The sequence below is a fragment of the Phocaeicola faecicola genome (genome assembly GCF_013618865.1).
In the GTDB taxonomy this organism is placed as follows: Bacteria; Bacteroidota; Bacteroidia; order Bacteroidales; family Bacteroidaceae; genus Phocaeicola; species Phocaeicola faecicola.
The window spans coordinates 1-12,261 of record NZ_JABSOE010000088.1; the positions used below are offsets into that span (position 1 = coordinate 1).

Genomic DNA, 12,261 nt, shown 5'->3' on the forward strand with positions numbered 1-12,261 from the left:
CTGTCGCTGCAAGCACTTGGCTATGACGGTGGCGAATCTTGTCATAATACATCAATTGAACTTTTTAGACCACAAAGATAAGTCAAAGAACGCTTTAATCAATTATTCGATATAAACTCTATTATATTATTCTTCTCTATTTGAAACTTAAGATGCTATTAAGGATGCTCCCAAAATCCTGTTTTTCCACATTATAAAAAAAGCCGGGACACTTAAGTTCCCGGCTTCACCTCATATTTACAACGTACCTTGTTTTAATTTTTCTACAAACTGATCAATCCGATGCAGTTCCTCCGGAATCTGAATATTCTGGGGACAATGAGGAACACACTGGTTACAACCGATGCAATGGTTAGCCTGGCGCAGCCGGGGAACACTTCTGTCATACCCGATCAGAAAAGCACGGCGCGCCTCACGATAATTTTCAGCCTGACGACTCTCCGGCATATGGCCCTCATTCACACATTTGTTATAATGCAACAATATGGACGGAATATCGATACCATAAGGACAAGGCATGCAATACTTACAGTCATTGCAAGGAATGGTAGGAAACTGCATCATCAAATCAGCCGTATCATACAAGAACTGCATTTCCTCCCCAGTTAGCGGCTGCAACGGACAAAAACTGCTCAAGTTATCCTGCAGGTGCTCCATGTATGTCATGCCACTCAAGACAGTCAGCACCCCGGGGAACGTCCCTGCAAAACGAAAAGCCCAGGAGGCCACACTCCTATCCGGTTCCCGCTGCTTGAGTCTGGCCACAATATGATCATGCACTTTAGACAAACGTCCTCCCAATAACGGTTCCATAATAATGGCAGGAATATTCCTCTTTGCCAGTTCCCCATACAGGTACTCTGCATTCGTGTTGCGAGGATTAATCTCCTTTGCATGTTGCCAGTCCAGATAATTAAGCTGAATCTGTACGAAATCCCACTGATATTCCTCTTGCTTGGAAAGGAGATAGTCAAACACCCTTATGTCCCCGTGATAAGAGAATCCCAGATTACGGATCCGGCCTGCCCGACGTTCCTCAAGCAAGAAATCAAGCACCCCGTTATCAATATACCTGGCACGCAAGGTCTCCATCCCATCATCCCCCATACCGACTCCATGCAAGAGCAGATAGTCAATATAATCCGTCTGCAACTCCTTAAAGGAGTTCCGGTACATCGCGATCGACGCCTCCCGACTCCAGGTGGAAGGAGCAAAGTTAGAAAGTTTGGTAGCGATAAAATACGTGTCACGCGGGTGGCGGGCAAGAGCAATACCAGTCGCCCGTTCCGAACGCCCCTTGCAATAAGCAGGAGATGTATCAAAATAATTCACTCCATGTGCAATGGCATGATCCACCAGCGCATTAATGGTTTCCTGATCCATAGGCTCATCCCCTCCCGGAAGGGTCGGCCAGCGCATACACCCATATCCAAGGAGAGAAACTTTGTCCCCAGTCTTAGGATTCGTACGATACGTCATCTCCCCCAGTTGGGCCTTTGAAGCCTTATCGTCCGTACTCTTTTTTCCGTTACAGCCAGTAAGCCCAGATACAACCAGTCCGGCGCTTCCCACTATTTTGAAAAAATCCCGACGGGACATTTCTTTATGCTTATCTTTTTTCATATACAAATCTTTTTAATCAGACAATACGATGCGCCTCATGGCCTTCCACATAAATCGCACTAAAAGAACGTGCCGGGCAGAGGTTCTCACAAGCACCGCAACCAATGCAACGTTCGGTATTAACCACCGGAATTTTCAGAGATTCTGAATTCGAAGGATCGGAAGCAACCATCTGTATGGCTCCTGTAGGACAATGACGGGCACAGTTCCCGCATTCAACCCCATCAGTCAACGGTACACAGTTTTCTTTTACCCATACCGCATGACCGATTTGTATCGATGATTTCTCAGCCACAGTAATGGGACGTATGGCTCCCGCCGGACAGACCTCACTGCATTTGGTACATTCGGGCCGGCAATAACCGCGTTCATAAGACATTTCAGGCTGCATCAGCTTAGTCAAGTCAGTTGATGGACGCAGTACGCCATTAGGACAAACCGAAACGCACAACTGGCACGCGGTACAATGCTGAGCAAAACTGCGGGCACTCAATGCCCCCGGAGGAACAATCGCAGTAGACCGTTCGGGAATTTTCTTATCTTCGATTACCGCCAGACCACCGTCCACTTTCTTTTCCTGAGCCTTCAAGGCAGCTGTAGTGGCCAATGCGGCAGTAACCGCAAAGAACGAGCGGCGCGTTTCATCTATTCCACCGGTATTTACCCGATCGTTCTTTCCAGTTTCCACATTTTTTTCATTCTTTCTCACCCACCGATAAGTGATAGCCTGATGCCGGCAGGTATCAATACAGTCCATACATGCCACACAACGGCTGTAGTCTACCCGATGTTCCTTGCCATCAATACATGCCGCCTTGCATTTCCGTGAACATAAGCCGCAGGCATTGCATTTGCTTTCGTCTATCGTGATTCGAAATAAAGAAAACCGTGACAAAAAGCCGAGGACCGTACCTACCGGACAGATTGTATTACAATACGTCCGACCGTTTCTCCAGGCCAATATTGCAAGAAGTATGAAAGTAATGGCTGCAATGACAAAGGTCGGCAGACTGCGCATCCAGATATCGGTCTCATAAAATGCATAACTGTCCATTCTCTCGGCAAAATAGGCAAGCAGGTTATTTCCCCATTGATAAACCGGAGACAGAAGATTCTGTACGATACGTCCATAAGAACTGTATGGAGCAAGCAAGGCTGCAAGTGAACCGACTCCCGAGAGCAAGGCTACGACAAACACGCCCAACATGCCATATCGCAAAACCTTCTTTTCAGGCGAATAAGAGAAGCGGTACTGTTTTTTTTTTCTTTTCCCGCTTATCCATGAAATGATATCCTGCATCACTCCAAGCGGACAGATAACCGAACAATATACACGTCCCAGCACAAAAGTCAATACCACAAGTGCCAAGACAACTCCCACGTTCAGCGCCAGTATAGCAGGCAGGAACTGAATCTTGGCCATCCATCCCAGCCACGCATGTATGCTTCCGGAGAAATCCAGAAACAACAATGTGACTCCCAGAAAAAAGAGGACAGCCAATGTCAATCTTATTTTTCGTAGCATAATGATAAAATATATCTTATAAACTTAGTCTGTATTCATTAATGATCTTCCGGAAGCCCCGAGCTGTTTGTATGCCGGTCACAATGTTTCCGTACTTCCAGACCATATTCCCCAACGTACTGATTCCCTGTTTTTCATCAACTGTAAAAGTCCGGAGAAAACCAGTATTAATACAAACGCAAAAATAAATAATTTCTGTATTTCCGTATCACAAATACCCCTTAAAAATCATCCCTTCTTTTTCATATATAATCTGCTCTCCATCCCTATATAGAAACTTCAGTCCATAAAAAATTATAGCCGCATAAAAGAATAAGATGTTCTATTTAAAGAATTGACAGAAATGCATCTTGATTCAGTTCTTCAATAAGGCTATTTTTGCTGAAAAATATACTGATTTATGAATACTGTTGAAAATATTTCAGTCAAACAATTAAAAGACTCCGGACTGGGAATGAATGTATTAGAAGACGACATCATTTTATCGAGCAACATAGAAATAAAAGACAATTTCTTCGAAGCTCCATGTCGTCTGGATGCCTTTATGCTGGTATTTTGCGTCAATGGTGAAGCCGACATCCAGATCAATCTCCATAAATACAGGATGTATCCCGGTATATTAGCTTTCAATATACCGGAAAATATCATTCAGATAAGCAACATGAAAAACCTGAAAATCCATCCTATTATCATATCATCCTCTTTCTTGAAGAAGATGAACATCAAGTTGAATGATCTGATAAAACTCTATGTCTTCGCAAAGAAAGTCCCCTTTGTATCATTGGAATATGCAGAGTTAATGACTTTGGAGAAATATTATTTTTTGCTTGAAGACATCATTCTAAGCAAGGAAGAACAGAAAGAGGCGATAATAGAAGGTCTGCTGCAATCCCTGTTCTGTAAATTGAATAGCATCGTACAACGTTTTCAAGATACGGACTCCAATTTACCGGCCAAAGGACACAACGAAGAAATCTTTGAATACTTTATAGAACTCCTTGCCCAACATCATACCACAGAACGCAGCCTCAGTTTCTACGCCGGAAAAATGGGCATAACCGCAAATTATCTTTCCAAACTTATCAAAGAATATAGCGGTAAAACTGCCGTGGAATGGGTCGACGAATATGTGATACTCGAAGCTAAATCTATGATCAAACATACTCAATATACGATACAGGAAATTGCCTACAGACTGAATTTCCCCTCTCCGTCCTTTTTTGGAAAATATTTTAAGCGGCTGACAGGAATGTCTCCCAAGCAATATAAGTTGTCATGACACAAATAACCAGTAGCGCGGTTATATTCCAGCTATCGGTTTCCAAATACATTAAAAATATGAAAAAGAGACAAGTAAAAATCACTTCATGGAACGGACTTTTTTACGGGTTAATGATTGTACTCATCCTGAACTCGTTCGTTTTTCCATATGTTCTGAACAAAAAGATTATTGAGACAGACTACGGTACATTCATCTCAAACATAGAAAAAGGGAATGTGCAGGAGGTCAGCATTGACCAAAATTGTATCTATTTTGCGACGAAAGAAGACGGAAAGCAGCATTATTTCAAGACAGGTGCCGTAGATGATCCCGGTCTCGTGGAAAGACTGCTGAAAGCAAGCAGCAACAACGAAAGCGGAAAAATCGTTTTCAATAAACAAATCCCTAAGGACAACTCTCCGCTCACCGATTTTTTCCTGATGTGGATTATGCCTGCACTGGTATTTTACCTGATCTGGAGAGGCATGAGTCACCTGATGCAGAAAAAGATGGGAGCTGCTTCCGGCAACTTCATGTCTTTCGGCAACGGCGGGGCAAAGATTTATGCCGATTCAGAGGTAAACACAACCTTTGCAGACGTAGCCGGCCAGGAAGAAGCCAAAGAAGGTCTGAGTGAGATCGTTGACTTCTTGCACAATCCCGCAAAATATGCATCAATTGGAGCAAAATTACCCAAAGGAGCCCTGCTCGTCGGCCCTCCGGGAACCGGAAAGACATTAATCGCCAGAACTGTTGCCGGAGAAGCCAAAGTCCCGTTCTTCGCAATATCGGGATCGGATTTCGTACAGATGTTTGTCGGCATGGGAGCTGCTAAAGTCAGGGACCTATTCATGCAGGCCAAAGAAAAAGCACCCTGCATCATCTTTATCGATGAGATAGACGCTATCGGCAAGAAAAGGAACTCCGGCCCGATGGGAGGCAATGATGAAAGGGAACAAACCTTGAATCAGTTACTAACCGAAATGGATGGTTTTGACGGACAAAAAGGAGTCGTTATTCTGGCAGCTACCAACCGTCCGGAAAGTCTGGACAATGCCCTGCTCCGTCCAGGCCGGTTTGACCGAAGAATCATTATGAACCTGCCCGACCTGGAAGGCAGAAAAGCCATACTTAATGTACATCTGAAAAGCATAAAACATGACTCCATAGATGTCGGTCTGATAGCAAGGGCTACGGCTGGTTCATCCGGTGCGGAACTTGCCAATATTGTAAACGAGGCTGCATTGCGTGCCGTAAGAAACGGGAAAAAACGTGTAAGCACTTCAGATTTGGAGGAATCAGTAGAAACTGTCATTGCCGGTGCCCAGAAAAAAGGTATGGTAATATCCGAAAGGGAAAAGAAAATCATCGCCTACCATGAGATCGGACATGCCTTGGTAGCGGCCATGCAGACACATTCAGCACCGGTACACAAGATTACAATCATTCCCCGCACGTCCGGTGCATTAGGATATACCATGCAAGTAGACAGCCAGGAACAGTTTCTTCTGTCCAAACAGGAACTATTGGATAAAATTACCACATATACAGGTGGACGTGCAGCAGAGGAAGTTGTATTTGACATAATAACGACCGGGGCTTCCAACGACATTGAGCAGGCCACCCGTCTTGCAAGAGCCATGGTGTCACGCTATGGCATGAGCGAAAAATATGGAATGATGGCACTTGAAACGGTCAACAATGCCTATTTGGGAGGGGACACCACGCTTTCATGTTCACCTGCCACGGCTTCTGATATCGATAGCGAAGTACGGGAGATCATTGAAACGGCGTACCATAAGGCAACCGGAATCATCAAAGCCAATCGCAGGAAAATGGACGAACTGTCTGAATTTCTTCTGGAAAAAGAAACAATTACGGGAGATGAGTTTATGGAAATATTAAACCGCCAATAACAGGAAGATACATGCAGGGGAAAAGTATCCACTGAGACTTGCCCTCAGTAATACAAAAGGAATTCTCACATATCATGTAACAAAAATCGATTGAGTATGCCAGTTTTGACAATCAGTGACTTGCAGGAATATTCCACTCTCTTCAATGGGAAGTGTGGAGAAGCCTTGGCCAGAGAGCTTATGAAAATTCTATGTGTATCCAGCATCAATGAGCTGTACGACAAACATCAGTCTCTGGAAGGCCCGGACTTCACGAATGCCATTCTGAAGGATTTGGGTATCACCTATGAAATAAAAAAACTGGAAAGCATCCGTACCTTGAATGACGGTGCATTTATCACGATAAGCAATCATCCTTATGGAGGTGTAGACGGACTGGTCCTTATCGATTTTCTAGGACGCTTCAGGGAGGACTACAAAATAATGGTCAACAAGGTGCTGAAGAGAATTACCACATTGGATAATAATTTCATAGAGGTAATACCCAAAGGAGGCAAACGGATCAAACCGGAAAAAGAAAGTATACAGGGAGTGAAGACAATATTGAAGCACGTAGCCTCGGGCCATCCTGTCGGCATATTTCCTTCAGGAGCTATTTCGGATTTTAAATGGAAGAAATGGCGTGTAGAAGACAGAAAATGGCAGGAAGCCGTGATACGGCTTATAAAAAAACTGCACGTACCCATTTTGCCGATAAGATTTCCGGGAGGTAATTCAGCTCTGTTCTATGGACTGGGGTTATTGAACTGGAAAATCAGACTGCTAAAACTACCTTCGGAACTGTTCAATAAAAAGGATAAGCCCGTGCAGCTTGTTTTGGGAGATATCATCACGCCGGAGCAGCAGGATGCTCATCCGGATATAGAAGAATTCGGGAATTACCTGAGAGAAAAAGTGTATAAATTAAAATAGAATTATGAATAAAGAGAAGAAAGAAGCCTCAACAAGAATACAGACATCAATTCTTAATGGGGTAGAAAAAAAGGCTTTAATCTATTTAGCCAACCGACAGCCTAAATGGATGACATCGAACATCCTTACAGTGATAGGCATGATGGGAGCAATCATTATATCGCTGGGATATATCTTATCACAGATAAACCTGAATTACCTGTGGGTAAGTTCATTGGGATTCGTCATCAACTGGTATGGAGGAGGATTCACTCGACGGCACATTAGCCAGAGTAAGAAACAGACAACGCCCTGTATTTGGCTATTATCTTGACCATACCATGGATATCATAAATGAATTTTTCATCTTCATCGGTTTAGGAGTCTCCACACTCATTCATTTTGAATTGTCCATGCTCCTCTTTATCGTCTATCTGATGCTCACCGTCAATGTAAGTATCAATGCACATCTGAAAAAAGAATTTAAACTGACCTATGCCAAACTAGGTCCTACAGAATTCAGAGTAGTGGCTATTCTTGTCAATACCCTTTACATCTACAGCCATGCCTTGCACAGTTTCACACTGCCTCTTTCTTACGGTGGAAAGGAAATTATCCTGAGTTCCTTTGACCTAATGGGCATTGCCGTGCTATTCATACTCCTGACAATGTATGTAGTGACGATTATTAATGACATTAAGGATTACAATAAAATCGATCCTCCATGTTAAACGTAACGGCCGGACGGTAACGCCCTTTCTGTCGGGGCGATTTATCAGACAGATTTCCACAGACAGCTCTTATGCAACCCGGTTGCAAGAGGATAATCCTACCTTTGCCTCAGAAAACAATTAAAGCATTGAATCATGGCAGAAAATCATCGTCACACACATGGCCATACTCATCACCACAGCCATGGCGGATCAAAAGGAAAGATTATGCTCATAGCCGTTGCAGCCTTATTGCTTACGGGAGCAATCCTGATAGAGAAAAACAGTAACCTGACAGCCCTACAATTGTTGCCTGTCTATCTGGTTCCTTATTTGCTTATCGGTTACAACACCCTGAGAGAAGCCGGCGAAGGCATCGCCAAAGGCAATTGGTTCAATGAGCATTTCCTGATGTCCCTGGCCACCGTCGGTGCCCTTTGCATCGGTTTTCTCCCAGGGGCTGAAACGGAATTTCCCGAGGCCGTGTTTGTCATGCTTTTCTTTCAGATTGGTGAACTGTTCGAAGACTATGCAGAAGGCAGAAGCCGTGACAGCATCTCCCATCTGATGGACATCCGCCCGGATACAGCCCACGTAGAACGGAATGGAAGCCTCCTCACCGTCTCTCCCGATGAAGTCAAGGTAGGAGAAAACATCGTTATCCGCCCCGGAGAAAAGATTCCACTGGACGGAGTAATAACAGAAGGCAGTTCTTCGCTGAATACCATTGCGCTGACCGGAGAAAGCATGCCGCGTATGGTAGAAACCGATGACGAGGTCATGTCCGGATGCATCAACCTGAGCGGTGTCATCCGCGTAAGAACCACCAAGAGTTTCGGAGAAAGTACCGTATCGAAAATCATCGGTCTGATAGAGCATGCCGATGCCCGGAAATCAAGAAGCGAATCATTCATCACCCGCTTCGCCCGAATATATACCCCGATTGTGGTAATTGCCGCCCTGTTGCTTGCTCTCGTTCCCCCGTTATGCACATCAGCAGCCTTCATGGATGTTTTCCCCGTCTGGCTGCACCGTGCACTGATTTTTCTGATTGTGTCATGTCCCTGTGCTCTGGTCATCAGTGTACCTCTCACTTTCTTCGGCGGACTGGGTGGCGCCTCGCGCGAAGGTATTCTCATTAAAGGAAGCAGTTACATGGATGTGCTCGCGAAAGTAAACACCGTGGTATTTGACAAGACCGGTACGCTCACCCACGGAGAATTTGCCGTAGAAGCCGTACATCCGGAAGATTTCAATGAAAAAGAACTGCTGCATCTTGCGGCGCACGTAGAGCATTACTCTACTCATCCCATCGGAGAAGCTCTCCGCTCGGCATTCCCCGACGAAAAGAACGATGGATGCAAAGTGACGGAAGTGGAAGAAATCGCCGGCGAAGGCATCAAGGCCAATGTAGCCGGACGAGCCGTATATGTGGGCAATACGAAGATGATGAACCGCATCGGAATAAAATGGAAAAACTGTTCTTGTGTAGGAACCATTATTCATGTAGCCATCGACGGGAAATATGCAGGCCATATCGTAATCAACGACCGCATCAAAGATGAGAGTTTTCAGACAATACCCTCACTCAAAAAGCTGGGAGTGGAACAGACCGTCATGCTCACCGGAGACAGAAAAGAGGTTGCGGCCAATGTAGCTGAGAAACTGGGAATAGACAGATGGTACGCAGAGTTATTGCCTGCAGATAAAGTAAAATACGTAGAACAGCTGCTTGCAGAAAATCGTACGGGCAAGGCCCTTGCTTTTGTAGGTGACGGCATCAACGATGCCCCTGTACTGAAACGTGCAGATATCGGTATTGCCATGGGTGCACTCGGCAGTGACGCAGCCATAGAAGCAGCCGACATCGTACTGATGGATGACAACCCTTCCAAGATAGCCTCAGCCATCAGTATCTCACGCCGCACAATACGTATAGCCCGTGAAAATGTAGGATTTGCCATTGGCATTAAGATTGCCATTCTGCTGCTCGCCTCCGTCGGACTCGGCACAATGTGGATGGCGGTATTTGCCGACGTAGGGGTTACCGTACTGGCCGTTTTCAATGCCATGCGTGCATTAAAGACAAACTGATATGCCGGTAATCGTCAGAAAATCCAACACCTATGTAAATATAAGAAAACTTTACCGCAGTTGTCCGTGCTTATATCAGAATCATTTTTCTTGTATAAGCAAAGCAACTGCGGCAAAGTTTTTAGCCACAAGAATTTTTAGGCATTCCAATCTTCAAGGAATAACGAGAAACATCCACCAAACAAAACAAAAACTTATTACGTTCGTGCTGAAGTAAATTCAACCATAACATCCAGCAGACACAAAAGATCTCTTCATTTAATAAAAACAGAATTTTTCTTTATATCAGACAAATAATCGTTATATTTACCCATTAATCAGATTTTATAATAAAAGACCAGCAGAAACATAAGAAACAATAACCATAAATCTGAATAAGAAGTAAACATAGCCCGATGGATATTCTTTCTAAAGACCAGCGACATAAAAACATGGCTGCCATACACTCAGCCAATACTAAACCGGAAATGATAGTCAGAAAGTATTTGTTTTCCCATGGATTCAGATACCGGCTGAACCATCCACGCCTTCCCGGCCGTCCGGATATTGTTTTAAGGAAATATCACACTTGTATTTTCGTCAACGGCTGTTTCTGGCACGGACATAAAGGGTGTAAATATTACGTTATCCCCAAATCGAATACAGAGTTCTGGACAAACAAAATCAATCGTAATATTGCACGCGATGAAAGAGTACAAAAAGAACTTGCCCAAATGGGATGGCACTGCATTACAATATGGGAATGTGATTTAAAACCTCAAAAAAGAGAACAAACTCTTATTTCGCTGGAATATACGCTTAATCATATTTATTTGAAAGACCATACGGTCAGCTACTCCATAAACGAAGAGGAGGACATGCTCATGGCAGCAGAAGAGATGCAGAATGGCTATGCACTCATTTCGTCTGATAAATAGTCTCCCTTATCCACTTCCATATAAAACATATTCTATAGCTGCCTCCGTTATGGGTCATTCTCCGCACAGAAAGAAATAGAAGTTACGATTCTAAAATTTCACGACAAGCAATCACGATTTCATACAAAACATACAACACAATCGGACAAAGCAAGCTATCCAAATACTGAGGAGTCAGACTATAAATTCAATAAAACCAAGGACCGACAAGTACGTTAAAGCCCATCAATCTGCCCGTCATCAGACAAAAGAATCAGTGCATCATACATAAAAAAGATAAACAAAATCAGCTATCAGATTTTGATAAAAAAATTAAATGATTACCTTTGCTCATATATGAAAACACTAATTCACATATTTCTCACTCTACTTGCCCCCTATTTATGCGTATCCTGTAACGATACGAAGGTAAAGAGCAAGCGGATGATACCTGTCGGAATACTGGCGGACGGAAATCTCGCATTTCGGCGCGGCACCGGAATCCTGAGCCATATCGTAACCACTGCCAGCAACGACGGGACGTATTCGCATGTGGGAATACTGAAAAAGATTGACAATGAATGGTTCGTCATCCATGCAGTTCCCGACGAACCTGATTTCGAGGGGGACGTTGACCGTGTCAAGGCGGACTCGCTATCACGCTTCTTTGCCAACGACCGAGCCGTTCGCGGCATCATTGCACGAGTCACGGAAGATACCCTCGCCGCTTCAAAGGCTGCACGCATCGCCTGGGAGATGTCACAAAAAGGAATTCTTTTTGACCATGACTACAACCTGAACGATACGTTACGGATGTATTGTACCGAACTTGTAGAGTTTGCTTACCAGAAAGCAGGTATCTGCCTTTCGGAAGGCAGGCGCACACAGATTAATGTCCCTTCAATGAGCGGGACCTACCTGATGCCCGACGATATTGTCGCTAACAAACGGTTGAAAATACAATATGCTTTTCCGTAAATTCAGACCTTTTATTTTTTAATCTTTTATATCTATTAACTTTAAAACGTAAACATTATGATGAAACAACTGATTCGTTTAGGATTGATGCTGGTAGCGGTTCTTGCCATGGTATCTTGTACTCCGAGCACACCTGGAGCTGCACTGAAACATTACATGTCAGCACTCAGCGACAAAGACTATGAAGAGTTCGTAGAAGGAGTCAAACTCTCTGAAACAGATGCCGCTAAGGCACAAGAGGGGCTCAGTAGAAATTTAGTGGGGATAAATTTGTAATCTAATCGAATAGTTCTTTACTTTACAGCATGGAAAACGATTATTTGAGCATGTTGGCCAGTATTGTACTGCCCACACAGATATTGGATTA

Annotated in this window: 11 protein-coding genes; 9 read left to right on the forward strand and 2 right to left on the reverse strand. The window is 44.0% G+C overall.

All coding sequences use genetic code 11. The features are described from left to right. Positions 1-237: 237 nt before the first annotated feature. A complete protein-coding gene (locus H3001_RS17400) occupies positions 238-1,623 on the reverse strand; it encodes an aldo/keto reductase (protein ID WP_181215607.1) in 1,386 nt (461 codons plus the stop codon). 16 nt (positions 1,624-1,639) lie between these two features. Further along, the gene (locus H3001_RS17405) at positions 1,640-3,148 is read right to left on the reverse strand and encodes a 4Fe-4S binding protein (RefSeq protein WP_181215608.1); all 1,509 of its coding nucleotides are present in this window, start codon (positions 3,146-3,148) and stop codon (positions 1,640-1,642) included. A gap of 400 nt (positions 3,149-3,548) precedes the next feature. Between H3001_RS17405 and H3001_RS17410 the strand changes: the two genes are divergently transcribed. The 9 genes from H3001_RS17410 (at position 3,549) to H3001_RS17445 (ending at position 12,170) form a co-directional block, all read left to right on the forward strand. Beyond that, positions 3,549-4,427, forward strand: a complete 879-nt coding sequence (locus H3001_RS17410; RefSeq protein WP_181215609.1) for an AraC family transcriptional regulator — start codon at positions 3,549-3,551, stop codon at positions 4,425-4,427. A 59-nt stretch (positions 4,428-4,486) separates the two neighbouring features. Beyond that, positions 4,487-6,325: an ATP-dependent zinc metalloprotease FtsH gene (gene ftsH, locus H3001_RS17415; protein WP_181215610.1), complete on the forward strand. Its 1,839-nt coding sequence runs from the start codon at positions 4,487-4,489 to the stop codon at positions 6,323-6,325. A gap of 96 nt (positions 6,326-6,421) precedes the next feature. Beyond that, the gene (locus tag H3001_RS17420) at positions 6,422-7,237 is read left to right on the forward strand and encodes a lysophospholipid acyltransferase family protein (protein WP_181215611.1); all 816 of its coding nucleotides are present in this window, start codon (positions 6,422-6,424) and stop codon (positions 7,235-7,237) included. A 109-nt stretch (positions 7,238-7,346) separates the two neighbouring features. Further along, positions 7,347-7,550 carry a CDP-alcohol phosphatidyltransferase family protein gene (locus H3001_RS19330; RefSeq protein ID WP_219915893.1) on the forward strand — a complete coding sequence of 68 codons (204 nt, stop codon included), beginning with the start codon at positions 7,347-7,349 and terminating at the stop codon, positions 7,548-7,550. Further along, positions 7,474-7,947 carry a CDP-alcohol phosphatidyltransferase family protein gene (locus H3001_RS19335; RefSeq protein WP_317170792.1) on the forward strand — a complete coding sequence of 158 codons (474 nt, stop codon included), beginning with the start codon at positions 7,474-7,476 and terminating at the stop codon, positions 7,945-7,947. Before H3001_RS19330 ends, H3001_RS19335 begins: the two co-directional genes overlap by 77 nt. A 135-nt stretch (positions 7,948-8,082) precedes the next feature. Then, the gene (locus H3001_RS17430) at positions 8,083-10,020 is read left to right on the forward strand and encodes a heavy metal translocating P-type ATPase (RefSeq protein ID WP_181215612.1); all 1,938 of its coding nucleotides are present in this window, start codon (positions 8,083-8,085) and stop codon (positions 10,018-10,020) included. 395 nt (positions 10,021-10,415) lie between these two features. Beyond that, positions 10,416-10,937 carry a very short patch repair endonuclease gene (locus H3001_RS17435; RefSeq protein WP_181215613.1) on the forward strand — a complete coding sequence of 174 codons (522 nt, stop codon included), beginning with the start codon at positions 10,416-10,418 and terminating at the stop codon, positions 10,935-10,937. A gap of 336 nt (positions 10,938-11,273) precedes the next feature. Then, positions 11,274-11,894 carry a YiiX/YebB-like N1pC/P60 family cysteine hydrolase gene (locus tag H3001_RS17440; RefSeq protein ID WP_181215614.1) on the forward strand — a complete coding sequence of 207 codons (621 nt, stop codon included), beginning with the start codon at positions 11,274-11,276 and terminating at the stop codon, positions 11,892-11,894. A 57-nt stretch (positions 11,895-11,951) separates the two neighbouring features. Then, a complete protein-coding gene (locus tag H3001_RS17445) occupies positions 11,952-12,170 on the forward strand; it encodes a hypothetical protein (protein WP_181215615.1) in 219 nt (72 codons plus the stop codon). Positions 12,171-12,261: the final 91 nt, after the last annotated feature.